The sequence below is a fragment of the Achromobacter sp. K91 genome, from assembly GCF_003576205.1.
GTDB lineage: Bacteria > Pseudomonadota > Gammaproteobacteria > Burkholderiales > Burkholderiaceae_B > Achromobacter > Achromobacter aegrifaciens.
Window position 1 is genome coordinate 58,614 of the sequence record NZ_QWFB01000033.1, and the last position, 19,753, is coordinate 78,366.

The window sequence follows — 19,753 nt, forward strand, 5'->3', positions numbered from 1 at the left end:
GGGCCGCCGGCCCGGTGGCCGTCAGGTAAACGAGCGCACCGAATTGTTGATGCCGCGGGCGCAGTCGAACACTAGCGGACCCAGTCGCGCCAGCGCCTCTTCAAGGGTCCAGCGGCTGGTTGGCGCCACTATGTGCACGGCGGCAACGGGCGTGCCGCGCTGGCCCATGATGGGCGCGGCAATCGTCATGTCGCCCAGGAACAGCTCTTCCTTGTTGTACGCGATGCCTTCGCGCCGCGCTTGGCGGACGATCTCCATCAACCTGGTTGGATCGGTCTCGGTCCATTGCGTATGGCGCTGCAGCGGCGATGCATCGAGTATGGCCTGGGCGGCGTCTTCCGGCAGCGCTCCCAGGTAGGCGCGGCCGCTGGCCGTGCAGTACATCGGGATGCGGCTGCCGATGGGCATGTGGATGGGAATGAACTTCGCTGCCACGACCCGGGACACGTAGACCATTTCGTGGTCCAGGGGTTCGGTCAGGTTGACTGTTTCCCCGGTGATGTTGGACAGTTCGGCCAGAAATGGATTGGCGGCTTCGACCAGCGGGTCGGCCGCGATGTAGTTGTAGCCGAGTTCCAGCACTCGCAGCGTGGGGCTGAACTTGCGCGTCTTGGGCGATTTGCTGATGAGGCCCAGTTTTTCCAGCGTGTACACGGTGCGCTGGGCCGTGCTGACGCTGGTGCCCACGGCTTGCGCCACTTCCGACAAGGACATTGCGCTTTGCGCGCCGCGGAACGCGAACAGCACTTTCAGCCCTCTCGCGAACGAGTGATTGAACATGCCATCGTCGACTTCCAGTTCGGCCTGTTCCAGCATTTTGGGCTCCTCGTTTTCCCGAATTTTGGGTGTTAATTATCGCCTAGCGGTAATATTAAATCTTCATGCGGGATTTTACTATTGCCCAAAGCATATTCGTTCCAATATTCTGCGCTCATTCATCTGTTTTGCCGGAGTGTGTGAGCATGGGGCAGGGTCAGAAAACAGCGGGGACGCCGATCCTCCAGGTCCAGAACGTCAGCAAGACGTTTGGCGCGTCGGCGGCATTGAAGGGCGTCAGCCTCGATGTGCGCGAAGGCGAGTTTCTGACGCTGCTGGGCCCGAGCGGCTGCGGCAAGACCACGCTCATCCGGATCATCGCCGGCTTCGAAACACCCACCTCCGGCGAGGTGCGGATCGACGGGCTGTCGATCCTGTCCGCGCCGCCATACCGCCGTCCCCTCGGGATGGTTTTCCAGAACCTTGCCTTGTTTCCGCACCTCACCGTCGCGGAGAACATCGGCTACGGCCTGAGGATGCGTCGCGAAACGCCTGCCGCCATCCGCAGCAAGGTGGAGCGCTCGCTGGCGATGGTGGGCCTGGAGGGTTATGGCGCGCGCTACATCGGCCAAATCTCCGGCGGACAGAAGCAGCGCGTGGCGCTGGCGCGCGCCATCGTCATGGAGCCGCGGGTGCTGCTACTGGACGAGCCACTCGGCGCCCTGGATATGAAAATCCGCCGCCAGATGCAGACCGAGCTGAAGCTGATCCAGGAAAAGCTCGGCACCACTTTCATCTTCGTGACGCACGACCAGGAAGAAGCCCTGACCATGTCCGACCGCGTTGCCGTGTTCCGCAACGGTCTGATCGACCAGGTCAGCGATCCCGCCACCATCTACGAAAAGCCGCAGACCCGCTTCGTTGCGGAGTTCGTGGGCGACACGAACTTCTTCGAAGGCGTGGTGCAGACCGGCGCGGCGCGCGTGGACTGCGCCGAACTCCGCTGTGCCTTTGATCTGCCGGAGCCGTGTTTCGCCGCGGGCAGTGCCGTGGGTGTGTCGCTGCGCCCCCAGCACCTGAAGCTGACGCCGATGGCCGGCGCGCGCCTGCAGGCCCGCGTGGAACGCCGCGTCTACGCCGGACAGAACACCCGCGTCTGGCTACAGGCCGGCGCCCGCACCTTGATCGCCGACTGGCCTGCGCAGGACGGACTGCCCCTGCCCGAACAGGGCGCAGCCGTTGGACTGACCTGGGACGACAGCCGCATTTCGGTCGTTTCCCTCTAGCGCTGTTCACTCTTACTGGAGTCGCACAATGAGCATCCATCGATTCGCCAACTGGACCACCGCCGCGTTCATGGCCGTTTGCGGCGCAGCCGGCGCGCAGGAAATCACCATGGCCACCTGGGGCGGCGGCGTCGGTGCGGCGTGGCGCGAGGCCTACGCCGAGCCCTTCACCAAAGAGACCGGAATCGGCGTGAAGATCGTCGAAGTGCCCACGCCCGAGGCCCAGGTGCGCGCGCAGAAGGACGCACCCAAATTCAACGCGGCATTGTCGTCATTCTTCGAGGCCTCGCAGATGTACAGCGACGGTCTGCTCGAAGATTTCGACATGAGCGAGGTGCCGGCGCTGAAGAACGTGCCTGAGAAGTACCTGCTCAAGACGCCCGGCGGGCGCCTGATCGGCGTCAGCACCTATTTCGCCTACTACGGTATCGCGGTCAACAAGGACCTGGCCAAACCCTCCGATTTTTCGTCGTGGAAAGCGCTCGGCGATCCCAAATGGGCGGGCAAGCTATCCGTTACCCGCCCGGTCTACAGCTCGGCCTATGACCTGACCATCATGTCGGTGGCCGAAGGCGGCAATGAGCGCGACACCGCCAAGGGTTTGGCCCTGCTGACCGCGCTGGGCAAGAACTCGCTGGCGATGTACAGCTCGATGGCGCAGATGAACCAACTGCTGCAGCGCGGCGAGGTCACGGCGGCTCCCTATTACTCGACCCGCGTCTGGCAGATGAAGCGCGACGGGCAGACCAATATCGAGATGGTCATCCCCAAGGAGGGCGCGCTGATCCTGCCCTACATCGTGGTTGTGCCCAAGAAGGCGCAGGGCCGCGCCAGCTACCTGAAGTGGCTGAACTACGTGGCGCAGCCGGAAGGGCAGTCGCGCATCGCCGACATCGCCGGCTATCTGCCGCTGAACAGCATGGCCAAGTTGTCTGCGGCCACTGAAAAAGAACTGGGACAACCGCTGAAAGCCCTGCGCGACCAGCTCTACCAGCCGGATTGGAACTACATCGCCGAATCCCGCAAGTCGCGCATCGAGCTGGTCGAGCGCGCCATGGCGGGCGCTGGCCGGTAAGCCCGGAGCCGCCTCGATGAAATCGACCCGGCCGCCGCTGATACTGCTGCTTCCTCCAGCGATCCTGATCCTCATGTTCGTCACGGGAATCGCCTATCTCGTCGTCGAATCGCTGCGCGCCGGGGAAGGTTTCGGCTTGGGCAACTTCGCCAGCTTCTTCGCTCGGGCCGACTACGTCGCGGTGCTGTTGCGCACGATAGGGATCGCGCTGGTTGTCACGCTGTTCTCCGTGCTGGTCGGTTATCCCATCGCCTATGCCATCTCGCGCTACCGGGGCAATCGGAATCTCCTGATGATGCTGGTCATCACGCCGTGGCTGGTCAGCGTGGTGGTGCGCACCTACGGCTGGGTGGTGATCCTGGGCCCCAAGGGCACCTTGAACTCGCTGCTATTGTCGCTCGGTCTGATCGATACGCCCATGCGGTTGATCTTCAACATGACCGGCGTCGTAATCGGCCTGGTGCATGTCTTCTGTCCATTCTTCATCGTTTCGGTGTTGGCGGTGCTGCTGCACCTGGACCGCGCGCTGGACGAGGCGTCGCAAACCTTGTCGGCTGGCCCGGTGAAGACCTTTATGCACGTCACCTTGCCGCTGAGTCTGCCGGGCGTTATTACCGGGGCCATGCTGGTCTACCTGCTGTCCACCGGCGCCATCGTCACGCCGCTGCTGCTGGGCGGCGTGCGCGACGGCATGCTGGCCACGCAGATCTACCAGGACGTGTTGCAGGTCTTCGACTACCCGAAGGCCGCCAGCATGGCGATCGTCCTGCTGTTCGCGGCGTTCTCGCTGGTCATCCCGCTGCAATGGCTTGAACGCCGCGTCGCCGCGCGCGTGTCCGGAATGGGAGTTTGATATGCGCTGGCTCTACCGCTTGCTGCTGGTGCTGCTGTTCGGCTTCCTGCCTTTGCCCATCCTGGTGGTGGCGGTGTCGTCGTTCACCTCCACGGGTTATTTCACCTTGCCTCTGGCCTCGCTGTCGTGGCGCTGGTACCTGGAATTCTTTACCGACGCGCAGTGGCTGGGCCTGCTGGCCGTCAGCGCCGGCATCGCCTTGCTGGTGGCGTTCATCAGCACCTCGGCGGCCCTGTTGGCCGCGTTGGTGCTGGACCGCAGCCGCATCAGGGGTAGCGGCCTGATGGAGTCCCTGATCATGCTGCCGCTGGTGTTTCCCAACGCGGCGCTGGGCGTGGCCTTCCTGGGACTGCTCGGCTTGCTGGGCGTCAGCGGCTCGTACCTGGGCATCGTGCTGGCGCATTGCATCATTACGCTGCCGTTCGCCTATCGCCCCATCCTGAACTCCTTGCGCAAGCTGGACCCCGCGCTGGGAGAAGCCAGCATGAGCCTGGGTGCGCGGCCCGCGCAGGTGCTGCGCACTGTAACCCTGCCCATGCTCAAGCCCGGCTTGATCACTGCGTTCCTGTTTTGCTTCATCGTGTCGTTCGACGAGGCGACGATCACCGTTTTCCTGGTCGCCCCCGATGTCAACACCTTGCCCGTGCGCATCCTCACGCAGATACAGGAAAGCGCCAGCCCGGTGATCGCCGCCATCGCCACGTCCCTGATCGTCTTCACGCTTGCGCTGGTGCTGCTGCTGGAGCGCACGGTCGGGCTGGAGATGTTCGCCGCGCCGGAGCGCGACCACTGAACCCCTTTTTATGTCCGGAGCCCGATATGTATGAGATCCAGCCCGAAGATGCGGAATTGCTCAAGCACTTCAGGACGACCACCACCAAGAACCGGCCGTTGAAGCTGAACCGCCTGCTCAACCGCTTGCGGATGGAGCCCATGGCCGGCAAGCAGGTCATCGTCTGCACCAAGCCCTATTCGGAATATGCCATTGGCACGCTGGGCGAGGGGCGGGGCGATCCGGTCGAGCTGGCGCCGCAGCGCTACGCCAAGTTGGCCGATGCGCAGTGGGCTTTGCTGAAGATCCGCTGGGCCATTCATTCCCCTTATCCCTGGCCGTCCGACCTGGACTGAACGCCGGCCGCCACGCCGTGTGGCCTGAACCCAATCGACGGAGCCTGTATGTACGAGATCCTGGGGTACCCCAGCACCTGGACGATCGCGCCGGGAGAGACCATAGAATTCAAAGTCAGCTGTGCGCAGGCACTGCGCTACGACGCCGATCTGGTGCGCATCCGCAGCGGCGACGTGTCGCCGGGCGCGCCGGGGCTGAAGGAAACCGTGGTGTTGTCTGGTATCGCCACCGGTATCGCCGGACGTCCGCAAGGCACGGAAACCGGCTCGCGCGCGGTGGCGCCGGCGTTCAGCGAGCCTGTCTCGGGCTGCAAGAGCTGGATCCTGGCGGTGATGCCGACCTTGCCCTGCAACGGCGGCGATCAGGCGATCCTGTCGCGCTGGGACGAGGCCGCGCACGTCGGCTACGCGCTGGGCCTGGACAGAGACGGCCGTCTGTTCTGGGAGCAGGGCAGTGGGGGCAAGAGCGAGCGTCTCACGCTGGCGTTGCCCATGGCCGCGAGACAGTGGTACCTGGTGGCGGTGAACATGGACCTGGATGCGGGAACGGTCGCGCTGCGGCAGACTCCCACCAATCCCTTGCTGGCCGTGGATTCCCATGCGCAGGCTAGTGGCCGGCTGACAGCGGTGGATCCGGCTGCGCTGGCGAGCCTGCCGCTGACGATGGGCGCGGCCGCCACCGGCAAGCCGTTTCCACGCTATGCCCGGCACTATAACGGGCGGCTCGATTCGCCCACGTTGCTGCCGTATGCCGCGGGCGATGCCGACCTGGCGCAGCTACGCGTCGAGGCCGCGGCGCGCCGCCATGCCGCGCCGCCTCTGGCCGCATGGGATTTTTCGCAACGCATCGACACCGACGTCATCGTCGACGCAGCCCGGCCCTGGTCCGAGGGGCGCATCGAGAACCTGCCCGCGCGCGGCGTGCCCGGCCTGCGCTGGGATTCCAGTGTCATGTTCTGGCGCGAACGCCCAGACCATTTCGCCGCGCTGCACTTCCATGACGACACGCTGGAAGACGCGGGCTGGGAAACCGACTTCAGCCTGGCCGTGCCGGATGATCTGCCCAGCGGCCTGTATGCGGCGCGCCTTACCGGCGCGGCGGGAGAGCAGGAGCGCATCACCTTCATCGTGCGCCCGAAGGCGGGCGGCCCACGCAAGCGGATCGCGTTCCTGGCGTCGACGGCCACCTACATGGCGTACTCGAACTCGCACTACCGCCTGGATGAAGAGGGCATGGAAATGAAGTCCGGCAACTTCATGGTCCTGTATCCATGGGAGACCTATCTGGGCGAGCATCGCGAGCTCGGCCTGTCCATGTACGACACGCATTCGGATGGCTACGGCGTCTACTACGCCTCGCGCCTGCGACCGGTTTTCAGCATGCACCTGCAATGCCGCACCTGGTCGCTCAATGGCGACACGCATTTCCTGGACTGGCTGGATGAAAAGGGTTTCGACTACGACGTCATCACGGACGACATGCTGCACGCGGAGGGTCTGCAGGCACTGGATGGCTACAAGGTCGTCATGACCGGCGCGCACCCCGAGTACTGGACCACGCGCATGTGGCAGGCAATGGTGGCATACCAGGGGCGGGGCGGTCGCCTCATGTACATGGGCGGCAACGGCTTCTACTGGCGTTGCGCCTACCATCCCGAGAAGCCCTGGCTGATGGAACTGCGCCGGACCGAGACCGGCGCCCGCTACAGCGAGACGCCGGCGGGCGAGAGCTACCACAGCTATACCGGCGAATACGGCGGCACCTGGCGCCGCATCGGGATCGCGCCGCAGACGCTGACCGGTATCGGCACGACCGCGACCGGGTTCGACGCCTCATCCTATTACCGCCGGCGGCCCGAAAGCCATGATCCGCGCGTCGCCTTCATGTTCGACGGCGTGGAGGACGAGATCATCGGCGATTTCGGCAGCAGCGGGGGCGGCGCCGCGGGCGACGAGATCGACCGCGTCGACTACCGCCTGGGCACGCCGCCGCACACCTTGATCGTGGCCCGCTCGGAAAAGCACACGCGCTACTACAACGTGGTGCCCGAAGAGACCACCTATCACCATCCCACCATCAACGGCGAGGAAGCCAAGCACTGCTATGCGGACCTGGTGTTCTACGAATGCCTGAACGGCGGCGCCGTGTTCTCCACGGGCTCGATCACGTGGGGCGCGTCGCTGGCCTGGAACGGCTACGACAACAACGTGTCGCGCATCACCGCGAACGTGCTTGCCCGGTTCGCCGACGCCACGCCCTTCGTGTTTCCCCAGGCCAGCGGACGCTGATACCCACCATGCGCGCACCAGACTCGGCCGATGCCCGGCAATCCTTGTGGCAGCAGACCGCGGGACAGGCGCCCGCGACGCCGGCCCTGACCGGTTCCGTCCAATACGACGTCGTCATCGTCGGCGCGGGCATTACCGGCCTGTCCACGGCCTTGCATCTGAGCGAATCGGGGCTGCGCGTCTGCGTGCTCGATGCCCAGGACCCAGGCTGGGGTGCCTCCGGCCGCAACGGCGGGCAGGTCATTCCGGGCATCAAGCACGACCCGCGGGCGATCTTGGCCCGTTATGGGAAGGAACGGGGGGAGCCGCTGTTGAGCATGGTGGGGTCGGCCGCCGACGCGGTGTTCGAACTTATCGATAGGCACGCCATCGCCTGCCATGCCACGCGCGCCGGCTGGATACAGCCGGCCCACTCGGCCCGGGCCCTGGAGGCGGTGTCGGATCGGGCGCGGCAGTGGCTGGAGCGCGGCGCGCCGGTGGAAATCCTGGACCGGGAAGCGGTCAGCGCGCGTCTGGGCACTGACCGGTTCCTGGGCGGCTGGATAGACCGGCGCGCCGGCAGCATCCAGCCGTTGCTCTACACACGCGGCCTGCTGGCGGCGGCGCAAGCCGCCGGGGCTGCCGTGCACGGCCATACCCGCGTCAAGGCGCTGGAGCGTTCAGGCCAGCATTGGCTGGCACGCACGGAGCAGGGCGCCACGGTCCGGGCAGACCACGCGCTGATCGCCACCAACGGCTATACCAACGGCTTGTGGCCAGGCCTGCAGCGCAGCGTCATCGCGGCCAACAGCTTCATCGTCGCTACGGGGCCGCTGGACGCGCAGGCTTGCGGTCACATCATGCCCGGCGGCGTCGTGGCCTCGGACTCCCGCCGCCTGCTGCTGTACTTCCGCCGCGACCATGAGGGCCGTTTCGTCCTGGGCGGCCGGGGCCAGTTCGCTGACCCCGTCGCGCAGCAAGACTGGGACCACCTGGTGCGGGGGGCGCGCATGCTGTTTCCCGAGCTGGCCCGGATTCCGTTTACCTACCGCTGGGCCGGCCGCATCGCCCTGACGCGCGACTTCGTGCCGCACGTGCACCAGCCTTCGCCCAACCTGCACATCCTGCTGGGCTACAACGGTCGCGGCGTTGCGCTGGCGACGCAGATGGGCCGCTACCTCGCCCGCACCATCGCCGCCGGCGAACCCATGCCATACCCGGTCACCCCGATCACGCCGCTGCCGTTCCACGGCCTTAAGCGTTTCTACATCGCCCTCGGCGTTGCCTACTACGGCCTGTGCGACAAGCTCTCGTAGAGGCGCCAACCCCAACCCCGGAGCACCCATGTCCATCCAGCACATCCCCCAGACCGGCGACTCCGCCCAGCTCGACGAGCTCGGCCCCGTCGGCATCCCGCTCAGCGACCCCGCCTGCACGCTGCGCGCAAGCAAGATAGTGATCCCCGGCGCCGAAGCCACCAGCGCCGGCATCTGGGAATGCACCCCCGGTCAGTTCCGCCGCGAGGTCCAGGAAGGCGAGATCATGCACATCCTTGCCGGCTCCGGCACCTTTACGCCCGACGGCCAGCCCCCCCTGCAATTCCGCGCAGGCGACACCCTGGCCATGCCCCCCGGCACCCAAGGCGTCTGGCACATCCACGCCACTGTCCGCAAACTCTATGTTCTGGCCGCCGCCACGTCCAAATAAGAAGCCATCGCCCGGCCAACCCTGCAACCCGTCACCCCTCCCATTCGCGATCAGGCATATCAAGAAAAGCGCAGCCCAGTGGAGATAGCCAAACGAGGGGGAAAGGCGCGCAAAAGCAGTCCAAGCCAGGCAAAGCGAAGCGAGCCAAAAGGACCAGCGAAGCGACGTCCCAACCCCCTCCCCCTCGGGGGGAGGGCCGGGGAGGGGGCGCACATTCAGCCCCCCGGGGCCCGCCAGCCGAGAGGCTAGCAAGCAAGCGAAGCGCAGCTCTGCTAGAATCTCGGCTGGCGGGCCCCTCCGCATGGTTCGGCGGTGAACCTGGTCAGGTCGGGAACGAAGCAGCCATAGTCGTTTAGGGTCAGTGCCGGAGTAAGGCTCGCCAACCGGATTCTTCAAAGCAGCGCGTCATGACTATCCATGATGTCGCCGCTTTCAAGGGGGACGGGGTTATTTTCCAAGGATACGTTCCACGGGAATAAGCCCGTCCCCTTTGCGTTTCAGGCCGCGCTGAGCATGGGTTGCCATGCTTCGCGCCGAACCCCGGCAGCTGGACCGGCCATTTCGGGCCAGCTTGCGAAACAGGCTCTACAATCCACCCATGACTTATCTGGTACTGGCCCGCAAGTGGCGGCCGAGATCGTTCGATACCCTCGTGGGACAGGATCACGTGGTGCGCGCGCTGACGCATGCGCTCGACACCCAACGCCTGCATCACGCCTGGCTGTTCACGGGAACCCGCGGCGTCGGCAAGACCACGCTCTCGCGCATCCTGGCGAAGTCCCTCAACTGCGAAACAGGCATCACGTCCAAGCCTTGCGGCGTCTGTCGCGCCTGCACGGAGATCGATGCCGGGCGTTTCGTCGACTACCTCGAGCTGGACGCGGCCTCGAACCGCGGCGTCGAGGAAATGACGCAGTTGCTGGAGCAGGCGGTGTACGCGCCGGGAGCAGGGCGCTTCAAGGTCTACATGATCGACGAAGTCCACATGCTGACCGGGCATGCGTTCAACGCCATGCTCAAGACACTGGAAGAGCCGCCGCCGCACGTCAAATTCATCCTCGCGACCACCGACCCGCAGAAGATTCCGGTGACGGTGCTGTCGCGCTGCCTGCAGTTCAACCTGAAGCAGATGCCGGCCGATTCCATCGTCGGCCATCTGCAGGCCGTGCTCGGCCAGGAAGCGGTGGGCTTCGACGTGCCGGCCTTGCGGCTGATCGGGCAGGCGGCCGCGGGCTCCATGCGCGACGCGCTGTCGCTGACCGACCAGGCCATTGCCTATAGCGCTGGCAACCTGACCGAGGACGCCGTGCGCGGCATGCTCGGCACCATCGACCAGCGGCATCTGGTGCGCCTGCTGGATGCGCTGTCCGCTGGCGACGCCAAGGGCGTGCTGGCGGTGGCGGATGAACTGGCCATCCGCGGCCTGTCCTATGCTGGCGCCTTGGCCGACCTGGCCGTGCTGCTGTCGCGCGTCGCCATCGAGCAGCGCGTGCGCGGCGTGACCCCCGCCGAGGATCCGCTGGCCGGCGACATTGCCCGGCTGGCGCTGGCTCTGCACCCGGACGCGGTGCAGCTGTTCTATTCCGTGGCGGTGCACAGCCGCAGCGAACTGACCCTGGCGCCCGACGAGTACGCGGGCTTCATCATGGCCTGCCTGCGCATGCTGGCGCTCAATGGCGACGCCGGCCCGCAGACCGCGCTCGAAGCGCCCGCCGCGCCGGCCCGTCAGACTGCCGATGCGGCCGCAGCGCCGGCGGCAGTTGCCGCACCTGCGCCCGCCGCGGCGCAGCCCCAGCCCGCGCCGGCAGCCGTTCAGCCCGCAGCCGCACCAGCGGTTGCGGAGCCTGCACCGGTCGCCGCGATTCCGGCGCCGCCCGTGGCCGCGCAGGCTCCTGCTCCGGCTGAGTCCGCGGCTCCCGCAGCCGTCGCGCAGAAGGCTGAACCGGCGCCTGCCGCGGCGGAACCCGAACCGGCCGCGTTGGAACAAACTTCGCAAGCCACCCAGCCCGGCAGCGTGCCGCCCTGGGATGAACTGCCTGCCGATGCGCCGGCCATGTCCGAATCCGAAGCTGGCAAGACCGCTGGTTCGGCCGCGCTGGCGGTCACGCCCGCGACCGCCGCAGCCATCGCGCCCGCGCCCGCGCCCCAAACCGATGATGGCGAAGGCCCGCCCGCCTGGGTCGACGAAGAAATCCCGTTCGAAGCCGAAGGCGGCTTTGCGCCGGACAACGGCTTTACGTCGGATCCCGACGACGATGATTTCGAAACCCTGGCCAGCGCGCCCTCGGCTGCGCCGCCGCCAGCGGCCCGCCGCGAAGGTCCGGCGCCCGCGCGCAAGCGGCAGTCGTCGCGCGCCCGCCTGACGGACATGACGTCGGAAACCTGGCCCGAGCTGGCTGCGCGCCTGCCGGTCACCGGCTTGGCGGCGGAACTGGCGCGCCAGAGCGCATGGGCCGGCGTGCAGGGCGATGCCGTCATCCTGCGCGTGGCCGTCAAGACGCTGGCCGAAAGCGAAAGCCGCGTCCGTCTGCAGACGGTGTTGTGCGAACATTTCGGCCAAGGCATACGGCTGGACGTCGAGGTCGGCGTGACGGGCGAGGCGACGGCGCATGCCGTGGCACAGGCCGAACGCGCCGCCCGCCAGCAGGCCGCCGAAGAGGCGGTCGCGGTCGACCCGTTCGTACAGGCGCTCGTCGCCGATTTCGGCGGCCAGGTCGTCGCCGGCTCGATCCGCCACGTAGATTCCCCCGCCGCCGCTGCCTGAAGCGGCGGCCATCTCTCATTCCCCTCGTTCAAGGAAGCATCGATCATGATGAAAGGACAACTGGCCGGCCTGATGCGCCAGGCGCAGCAAATGCAGGAAAACATGAAGAAGGCGCAGGACGCGCTGGCCGAGATCCAGGTCGAAGGCGCCTCCGGCGGCGGCCTGGTCAAGGTCACCATGACCTGCCGCCACGACGTCAAGCGCGTGGCCATCGATCCGTCGCTGCTGGGCGATGACAAGGACATGCTGGAAGACCTGGTCGCCGCCGCGTTCAACGACGCGCTGCGCAAGGCCGAAGCCACCTCGCAGGAAAAGATGGCCTCGGTCACCGCCGGCATGCCGCTGCCCCCGGGCATGAAGCTGCCGTTCTGAACGCAGCCCCAAGGCCGCAATGGACCCGCTACTGCCTGAACCCGAGCCGCTCGTCTCGCTGATCGAGGCGCTGCGGCGCCTGCCCGGCGTGGGCGTGCGTTCTGCCCGGCGCATGGCCTATCACCTGCTGCAGCATGACCCGCAAGGCGCGGACATGCTGGGGCAGGCGTTGGCGGGCGCGGTGCGGGACCTGAAGCATTGCGCCCGCTGCAACAGTTTCTCGGAAGAGGAAGTCTGCGGCACCTGCATCAATCCCAAGCGCGACCCCTCGCTGCTGTGCATCGTCGAGACGCCGGCCGATCAGAACATGATCGAGTCCAGCCACGGCTATCGCGGCCTGTATTACGTGCTGATGGGCCGCGTCGCGCCGCTCGAAGGGATCGGTCCGCGCGAGCTGGATTTCGAGCGGGTGATCAAGCGCGCGACCGACGGTGTGGTGCAGGAGGTCATCCTGGCCACCAACTTCACCGCCGAAGGCGAAACCACCGCCCACTTCCTGGGCGAAGCGCTGGGCGAGCGCGGCCTGCGGGTCACGCGGCTGGCGCGCGGCGTGCCTGCCGGCAGCGAGCTGGAATACGTCGACGCCGGGACCATCGCCTGGGCCCTGATGGAGCGCAAGACCACCTGATTCCGCAGTACCAGAACGCCTTGCCGGCAACGTATCGGCAACGGCAAAAACCGTGAGGAAGACAAGCCATGTCAGCGCTGACCGGACTGAAGGTCCTGGAACTCGGCACGCTCATTGCCGGCCCGTTCGCCGCGCGCATCTTCGGCGAATTCGGCGCCGATGTCATCAAGGTGGAAACGCCCCACGGGCCTGACGGCACGGGCGGCGGCGACCCCATCCGCAGCTGGCGCCATCTGCACGAGGGCAATTCCCTTTGGTGGACGGTGCAGGCCCGCAACAAGCAATCCATCGCACTCAACCTGAAAGATCCACGCGCGCGGGAGATCGCCCGCAAGCTGGCGCTGGACGCCGACGTGGTGGTCGAGAACTACCGGCCGGGCGTGCTGGAGAAGTGGGGGCTGGGGTACGAGCAGCTGCGCGCCATCAACCCCGCGCTCATCATGGTGCGCCTGTCCGGCTATGGGCAGACGGGGCCCATGAAGGACCAGCCGGGCTTTGGCGCCATCGGCGAATCCATGGGCGGGCTGCGCTACGTGTCGGGCCATCCCGACCGGCCGCCCCTGCGCGTGGGCATCTCCATCGGCGATTCCATCGCCGCCTTGCACGGCGTGATCGGCGCGATGATGGCGCTGCGGCACCGCGACGCCACCGGCGGGCGCTGGAACGGCAAGCAGGGCGCGGAGTGCCAGGCGGGGCAGGGCCAGATGGTGGACGTGGCGCTGTACGAGGCCGTGTTCAACATGATGGAAAGCCTGGTGCCAGAGTACGACGTGGCCGGCGTGGTGCGCGAGCGTACTGGCGGCGCGCTGCCCGGCATCGTGCCTTCGAATACCTACACCACCCGCGATGGCCAGAACATCGTCATCGCCGGCAACGGCGACGCGATCTTCCACCGGCTGATGCGCGCCATCGGCCGTGACGATCTGGCCACGGATCCGGGGCTGGTGCGCAACGACGGCCGCGCCAAGCGCGTGGACGAGATCGACGGCGCCATCCAGCAGTGGTGCGGCGCGCGCGGCATCGAAGAGGCGCTGGGCGCGCTGAAGGGCGCCGACGTGCCGGTGGGCAAGATCTACAGCGTGGCCGACATGTTCAGCGATCCGCAGTTCCTGGCGCGCCGCATGATAGAGCAGCACCGCTTCCCTGACGGCACGCCGGTCAAGCTGCCGGCCGTCGTGCCCAAGCTGTCGGAGACGCCCGGCGAGACGCGCTGGGTGGGGCCCGTATTAGGGGAACATACCGAGGAAGTCCTGAAATCGCTGGGGTATGATTCAGCGGCTATAGAAGAGCTGGCAAAGACCGGCGCTATCGGTCTGCCCGACAACTAGGAGACAAGCACATGTCAGTCACTCGCCGTGATCTGCTCAAGATGGCCGGCGCCGCCGGCGTCATGGGCATGGCGCCCGCCATCGTGCGCGCGCAGAAGCTGGAGAAGACCAAGGTCCAGATCGCAGTCGGCGGCAAGCCGCTGATCTACTATCTCCCCCTGTCCATCGCGGAAGCCCGCGGCTACTTCAAGGACGAAGGGCTGGACGTCAGCATCGCCGACTTCGCGGGTGGCTCCAAGGCCTTGCAGGCCGTGGTGGGAGGCAGCGCCGACATCGTGTCAGGCGCGTTCGAACACACTTTGTCCATGCAATCCAAGGGCCAGGCCTACCGCGCCTTCGTGCTGCAGGGCCGCGCGCCGATGATAGGCGTGGGCGTGTCCAAGAAGAACCTGCCCAACTACAAGAGCGCCGCCGACCTGAAGGGCAAGAAGATCGGCGTGACCGCGCCGGGCTCGTCCACCAACATGGTGGTCAGCTTCTTCCTCGCCAAGCACGGCCTGAAGGCCTCGGATGTGTCCATCATCGGCGTGGGCGCCGGCGCCGGCGCAGTGACCGCGCTGCGCAGCGGCCAGATCGACGCCATCTCCAACACCGACCCCGTGGTGTCGATGCTGGAAATGCCGGGCGACATCCAGATCATCGTCGATACGCGCACGCTCAAGGACACCAAGGAAATCTTCGGCGGCAACATGCCGGCGGGCTGCCTGTACGCCCCGCAGGCCTTCCTTGACGCCAATCCCAACACCACCCAGGCCCTGGCCAACGCGCTGGTGCGCGCCGACAAGTGGATCCAGAAGGCCGGCGCCGACGAAATCGCCAAGGTCGTGCCGGAAACCTATCTGCTGGGCGATCCGGCCGTCTACAAGGCCGCCATCGCCAAGAGCCTGGAAGGCCTGTCGCCGGACGGCCTGATCCCCGAGGATGGCGCCGCCACTGCGCTCAAGGCGCTGGCTGCCTACCAGGCGGATTTCGACGGCTCCAAGATCGACCCGTCCAAGGTCTGGACCAACGACTACGCGCGCCGCGCCAACGAGAAGTACCCCAATGGCTGAAGCCGCGCTGTCGCTGGAAAACATCAGCTGCACCTTTGTCTCCCGCGACGACCGCTCGCAGCGCTACACCGCCGTCAGCGACACGACCCTGGCCATCGCGCCAGGGGAGTTCGTGTCGGTGGTGGGTCCGACCGGATGCGGCAAGTCCACCCTGCTCAACGTCAGCGCCGGCTTGCTGGCGCCGTCCTCGGGCAGCGTGAAGGTGTTCGGGCAGCCCCTGTCCGGCATCAATGAGCGGGCCGGCTACATGTTCCAGGGCGAGGCCCTGCTGCCCTGGCGCAGCGCGCTGGACAACGTGGTGGCGGGCCTGGACTTTGCCGGCGTGCCTCGGCAACAGGCGCTGGAGCGTGGCCGCGAATGGATGCGCCGCGTGGGCCTGGGCGGCTTCGAGGGCCGTTATCCGCATCAGATGTCGGGCGGCATGCGCAAGCGCACGATGCTGGCGCAGACGTTGATCCGCGATCCCGACATCATCCTGATGGACGAGCCGTTCTCGGCGCTGGACATCCAGACGCGCCAGCTCATGGAGAACGAGGTCCTGGACCTGTGGATGGCCAAGCGCAAGGCCGTGCTCTTCATCACGCACGACCTGGACGAGGCCATCGCCATGAGCGATCGCGTGGTGGTGCTGTCGGCAGGGCCCGGCACGCACCCCATCGGCGAATTCGCCATCGACCTGCCGCGTCCGCGCGACGTGGCCGAAGTGCGCACGCATCCGCGCTTCGTGGAGCTGCACTCCGCCATCTGGGGCGTGCTGCGCGAAGAAGTTCTTAAGGGCTACGCCCAACAGAAGCGAGCCTAGGCCATGTCCAAGCTGATCAAACCCGGTTCGGCCAGCCTGCGCTTCTGGCAGTTGCTGCTGCTCGTCATCATTCTTCTCGTCTGGCATTTCGCGTCGCGCGATCCCAAGGTGGCCTTCTTTTTCGGCGAACCGCTGAAAGTGTGGGGCCGCATCTGGGCCTGGTTCGTGACCAACGCGGACATCTATACCCACCTGGGCGTGACGCTGACCGAAACCGTGCTGGCGTTTTTCATCGGCACCATCGCCGGCCTGGCCTTTGGCCTGTGGCTGGGTCTGTCGCCCGGCGCAAGCGCGATCCTCGATCCCTACATCAAGGCCGCCAACTCGATGCCGCGCGTCATCCTGGCGCCCATCTTCGGCATGTGGTTCGGCCTGGGCATCTGGTCCAAGGTGGCGCTGGCCGTGACGCTGGTGTTCTTCATCGTGTTCTTCAATGTCTACCAGGGCGTGCGCGAAGTCAGCCCCACCTTGCTGGACAACGCCAGGATGCTGGGCGCGCGCCGCCGCCAGCTGTTGCGGCACGTTTACCTGCCGTCTGCCACCAGCTGGGTGTTTTCCAGCCTGCATACCTCCGTGGGCCTGGCCTTCGTGGGCGCGGTGGTGGGCGAGTATCTGGGCTCGGCCAGCGGCGTGGGCTACCTGATCCTGCAGGCCGAAGGCACTTTCGACGTCAACACCGTGTTCGCGGGCATCATCGTGCTCACGGCTTTTGCGCTGGTGCTGGACGCCATCGTCGGCATGGGCGAAAAGCGGCTGATGAAATGGCAGCCCAGGTCCGGCGAAACCGAAAAGATCTGACCGGAGTTTCCCATGGCCCGTCTACCCTACGCCGACCTGACCCATCCCGAAGCCAAGCCTCTGGTCGACCGCATCGTCGCCGAACGCGGCAGCGTCCTGCACCTGTACCAGATGCTGCTGCACAGCCCCGCGGTGGCCGGCGGCTGGCTCAATTACCTGACCTCGATCCGCCAGCTCAGCACCTTGCCTGGCGATCTGCGCGAGCTGGTCATCATGCGCGTGGCGGCCATCAACGGCGCGCCCTACGAGGCCGACCAGCATGCGCCGATCGCGCTGAAGGAAGGCGTTTCGCAAGCGCAGCTGGACGCGCTCAATGATTGGGAAGCGTCAGACCTGTTCGATGAACGCGAAAGGGCGGTGCTGGCCTACACCGATGCCATGACGCGACAGGTGCAGGTGCCGGAACCGGTGTTCCAGGTGGCGAAGGCGGCGATGGGCTCCGAAAAGCTCATCGTGGAGCTGACCGCGACGGTGGCGGCCTACAACATGGTGTCGCGCTTCCTGGAAGCGCTGCAGGTGCATTCACACGATCACCGCTGACGTACGCGCGCGGCCGCAAGGGCCGCGCGCATGCTTGCGGATGTGGCAGCGGAAAGTCGCGCTCAGGCGCGCTGCGCCTCGATCAACGCATCCAGCTTGACCGCGTCCGCCACGAACAGGCGGATGCCTTCCGACAGTTTTTCGCTGGCCATCGCATCCTCGTTGAGCAGGGTGCGGAAGGTGACCTCGTCCGCGCCGATGCGGGCAATGTTGGCGGGCACGTCGTCGGCGCGCAATTGCGCGGGCGCGTCGCCCTCGGTGCCGGCCAGCTTGGTCAGCAGCTCGGGGCTGATGGTCAGCAGGTCGCAGCCCGACAGCGCCAGGATCTGGCCCACGTTGCGGAAGCTCGCACCCATGATTTCCGTGGGGATGTCGAAGTGCTTGTAGTACTGGTAGATCCGCGTGACGGACAGCACGCCGGGATCGCGCGCCCCGGCATTGTCGGCCTCGACCCAGTTGGCGCCGGCGGACTTCTTGTGCCAGTCGTAGATGCGGCCGACGAAGGGCGAGATCAGCTGCACGCGGGCATCGGCGCAGGCCACGGCCTGCGGCAGCGAGAACAGCAGGGTCAGGTTGCAGCGCACGCCTTCCGATTGCAGGGCGCGGGCCGCCTGGATGCCTTCCCAGGTCGAGGCGATCTTGATCAGCACGCGCTCGCGCGGCACGCCAGCGGCTTCGTACAGGGCGATCAGGCTGCGGGCGCGTTCGATGGTGGCGCGGGTGTCGAAGGACAGGCGGGCGTCGACTTCAGTCGACACGCGGCCGGGCACGATGTCCAGGATGGCGCGGCCAAAGGCCACCAGCAGGCGATCCATGAGTTCGGCAGTGGGCGCGCCGCGGTGTTCGCGCGCGGTCTTTTCCAGCAGGGGACGGTAGGCGTCCTGCTGGACGGCCTTAAGAATTAGGGACGGGTTTGTGGTGGCGTCGGTGGGACGCAACGCCTTCATCGCTTCGAAATCCCCCGTGTCGGCGACGACGGTGGTGTGGTTGCGCAGGGCGTCAAGTTGGCTGGGCATGGACGGTACGGCTCGCTGCAGGCTAGGGTTGAAGGTGTCCTAGCGTATCACCGAGGCCGCAGGCGCGCTGCCGGCCGGACGGCGGAGGGGGACGGCGGGACGCGGAAAAACAGGCCAAAACCCCGTTTCCGGCCTTATTTGGCGCGGTTCCCCGAGAAAAACGGCCGCTCAAGGTATAATCCGAAGGTTTGATTATCGATTCTAAAACCGGGGTTTACTGTGCTGCCGCAACTCTTTCCCGAGGGGATCAACCGCTTCCCTCCTGCAATTCTGGCTCTGGCGGACGGTACCATTTTTCGAGGCGTGTCGATCGGTGCGCCTGGGCATACCGTTGCCGAAGTGGTGTTCAACACCGCGATGACCGGGTACCAGGAAATTCTCACCGATCCCAGCTATAGCGGCCAGATCGTCACGCTGACCTATCCGCACATCGGCAATACCGGCGTCAACGCCGAAGACGTGGAAGCCAAGCGCGTCTTTGCCGCCGGCCTGGTGGTCCGCGACTGTCCCGCCCGCGTGTCGAACTTCCGTTCCACGCAATCGTTGCCTGAGTACCTCTCCGAGCAAGGCGTCGTCGCCATTTCCGGCATCGACACCCGCAAGCTCACCCGCATCCTGCGTGAAAAGGGCGCCCAGGGCGCCTGCATCTTCGTCGGCACCGACGCCGAGCGCGCCGTCGAGCTGGCGCGCGGTTTTGCCGGCATGGCCGGCCAGGACCTGGCCAAGGTGGTGTCGCTCAAGGATCGCGCCGAATGGACCGAAGGCACCTGGCAACTGGGCGAGGGCTTCTCCAAGCCCGACCAGTCCAAGTTCCACGTCGTGGCCTACGACTTCGGCATCAAGACCAACATCCTGCGCCTGCTGGCCGACCGCGGCTGCCGCCTGACGGTGGTGCCGGCCCAGACCAGCGCCGAGGAAGTCTTGAAGCTCAATCCCGACGGCGTGTTCCTGTCCAACGGCCCTGGCGACCCCGAGCCCTGCGACTACGCGATCGAAGCCACGCGCGCCTTCCTGGACAAGAAGCTGCCGGTGTTCGGCATCTGCCTGGGCCACCAGATCATGGGCCTGGCGCTGGGCGGCAAGACGCTCAAGATGAAGACCGGCCACCACGGCGCCAACCACCCCGTGCAGGACCTCCAGTCCAAGCGCGTGTTCATCACCAGCCAGAACCACGGTTTCGCTGTCGACGCGGCAAGCCTGCCGGCCAACGCGCGCGTGACGCACGTCTCGCTGTTCGACGGCACGCTGCAGGGCTTCGAGCTCACCGACCGCCCGGCCTTCTGCTTCCAGGGTCACCCCGAAGCCAGCCCGGGTCCGCACGACATCCTTGAACTGTTCGACAAGTTCATCGCCCTGATGTCCGGCCAAAAGTAAAGATTG

19 protein-coding genes and 1 other RNA gene are annotated in these 19,753 nt (G+C 66.3%); 18 read left to right on the forward strand and 2 right to left on the reverse strand.

The features are described from left to right. Nucleotides 1–21: 21 nt before the first annotated feature. Nucleotides 22–816 carry an IclR family transcriptional regulator gene (locus tag DXK93_RS16345; RefSeq protein WP_119450601.1) on the reverse strand — a complete coding sequence of 265 codons (795 nt, stop codon included), beginning with the start codon at nt 814–816 and terminating at the stop codon, nt 22–24. 146 nt (nt 817–962) lie between these two features. Between DXK93_RS16345 and DXK93_RS16350 the strand changes: the two genes are divergently transcribed. From DXK93_RS16350 to DXK93_RS16430, 17 genes are all read left to right on the forward strand, one after another. Continuing rightward, the gene (locus tag DXK93_RS16350; RefSeq protein ID WP_119450602.1) at nt 963–2,042 is read left to right on the forward strand and encodes an ABC transporter ATP-binding protein; all 1,080 of its coding nucleotides are present in this window, start codon (nt 963–965) and stop codon (nt 2,040–2,042) included. A gap of 28 nt (nt 2,043–2,070) precedes the next feature. Then, nucleotides 2,071–3,117: an extracellular solute-binding protein gene (locus DXK93_RS16355; RefSeq protein ID WP_119450603.1), complete on the forward strand. Its 1,047-nt coding sequence runs from the start codon at nt 2,071–2,073 to the stop codon at nt 3,115–3,117. A 16-nt stretch (nt 3,118–3,133) separates the two neighbouring features. Beyond that, nucleotides 3,134–3,970: an ABC transporter permease gene (locus DXK93_RS16360; RefSeq protein WP_119450604.1), complete on the forward strand. Its 837-nt coding sequence runs from the start codon at nt 3,134–3,136 to the stop codon at nt 3,968–3,970. A gap of 1 nt (nt 3,971) precedes the next feature. Beyond that, nucleotides 3,972–4,763, forward strand: coding sequence for an ABC transporter permease (locus DXK93_RS16365; protein ID WP_119450605.1), 792 nt, complete (start codon nt 3,972–3,974; stop codon nt 4,761–4,763). A 26-nt stretch (nt 4,764–4,789) separates the two neighbouring features. Continuing rightward, nucleotides 4,790–5,098 (forward strand): small subunit of N,N-dimethylformamidase, encoded by a 309-nt coding sequence (locus DXK93_RS16370; RefSeq protein ID WP_119450606.1) that lies wholly within the window; start codon nt 4,790–4,792, stop codon nt 5,096–5,098. Between the two features lie 48 nt (nt 5,099–5,146). Next, complete coding sequence (locus DXK93_RS16375) at nt 5,147–7,387, forward strand: N,N-dimethylformamidase beta subunit family domain-containing protein (RefSeq protein ID WP_119450607.1); 2,241 nt, start codon at nt 5,147–5,149, stop codon at nt 7,385–7,387. An 8-nt stretch (nt 7,388–7,395) separates the two neighbouring features. Further along, nucleotides 7,396–8,682, forward strand: coding sequence for an FAD-binding oxidoreductase (locus tag DXK93_RS16380; RefSeq protein ID WP_119450608.1), 1,287 nt, complete (start codon nt 7,396–7,398; stop codon nt 8,680–8,682). 28 nt (nt 8,683–8,710) lie between these two features. Next, nucleotides 8,711–9,073: a cupin domain-containing protein gene (locus tag DXK93_RS16385; protein ID WP_119450609.1), complete on the forward strand. Its 363-nt coding sequence runs from the start codon at nt 8,711–8,713 to the stop codon at nt 9,071–9,073. 286 nt (nt 9,074–9,359) lie between these two features. After that, nucleotides 9,360–9,457: signal recognition particle sRNA small type (ffs, locus tag DXK93_RS16390), an RNA gene on the forward strand. 214 nt (nt 9,458–9,671) lie between these two features. Further along, a complete protein-coding gene (locus tag DXK93_RS16395) occupies nt 9,672–11,837 on the forward strand; it encodes a DNA polymerase III subunit gamma/tau (RefSeq protein WP_119450610.1) in 2,166 nt (721 codons plus the stop codon). Between the two features lie 45 nt (nt 11,838–11,882). Then, nucleotides 11,883–12,209 (forward strand): YbaB/EbfC family nucleoid-associated protein, encoded by a 327-nt coding sequence (locus tag DXK93_RS16400; protein ID WP_042794716.1) that lies wholly within the window; start codon nt 11,883–11,885, stop codon nt 12,207–12,209. A 19-nt stretch (nt 12,210–12,228) separates the two neighbouring features. Continuing rightward, nucleotides 12,229–12,837 carry a recombination mediator RecR gene (recR, locus tag DXK93_RS16405; RefSeq protein ID WP_054451387.1) on the forward strand — a complete coding sequence of 203 codons (609 nt, stop codon included), beginning with the start codon at nt 12,229–12,231 and terminating at the stop codon, nt 12,835–12,837. A 68-nt stretch (nt 12,838–12,905) separates the two neighbouring features. Continuing rightward, the gene (locus tag DXK93_RS16410; protein ID WP_054451385.1) at nt 12,906–14,165 is read left to right on the forward strand and encodes a CaiB/BaiF CoA-transferase family protein; all 1,260 of its coding nucleotides are present in this window, start codon (nt 12,906–12,908) and stop codon (nt 14,163–14,165) included. 11 nt (nt 14,166–14,176) lie between these two features. Beyond that, the gene (locus DXK93_RS16415) at nt 14,177–15,217 is read left to right on the forward strand and encodes an ABC transporter substrate-binding protein (protein WP_054451384.1); all 1,041 of its coding nucleotides are present in this window, start codon (nt 14,177–14,179) and stop codon (nt 15,215–15,217) included. Next, entirely contained in the window at nt 15,210–16,019 is an 810-nt protein-coding gene (locus tag DXK93_RS16420) for an ABC transporter ATP-binding protein (protein ID WP_054451383.1), read from the forward strand. The genes DXK93_RS16415 and DXK93_RS16420 overlap by 8 nt, the downstream gene beginning before the upstream one ends. Before the next feature lie 3 nt (nt 16,020–16,022). Continuing rightward, nucleotides 16,023–16,817, forward strand: coding sequence for an ABC transporter permease (locus DXK93_RS16425; protein ID WP_054451381.1), 795 nt, complete (start codon nt 16,023–16,025; stop codon nt 16,815–16,817). A 12-nt stretch (nt 16,818–16,829) separates the two neighbouring features. Further along, nucleotides 16,830–17,357: a carboxymuconolactone decarboxylase family protein gene (locus DXK93_RS16430; protein ID WP_119450611.1), complete on the forward strand. Its 528-nt coding sequence runs from the start codon at nt 16,830–16,832 to the stop codon at nt 17,355–17,357. A gap of 62 nt (nt 17,358–17,419) precedes the next feature. Here the strand turns inward: DXK93_RS16430 and tal are convergent, their stop codons facing one another. After that, a complete protein-coding gene (gene tal, locus DXK93_RS16435) occupies nt 17,420–18,373 on the reverse strand; it encodes a transaldolase (RefSeq protein ID WP_054451378.1) in 954 nt (317 codons plus the stop codon). Nucleotides 18,374–18,592: 219 nt separating this feature from the next. On the opposite strand from tal, the gene carA reads away from it, so the two are divergent. Next, nucleotides 18,593–19,747, forward strand: coding sequence for a glutamine-hydrolyzing carbamoyl-phosphate synthase small subunit (gene carA / locus DXK93_RS16440; protein ID WP_059380170.1), 1,155 nt, complete (start codon nt 18,593–18,595; stop codon nt 19,745–19,747). Nucleotides 19,748–19,753 lie beyond the last annotated feature (6 nt).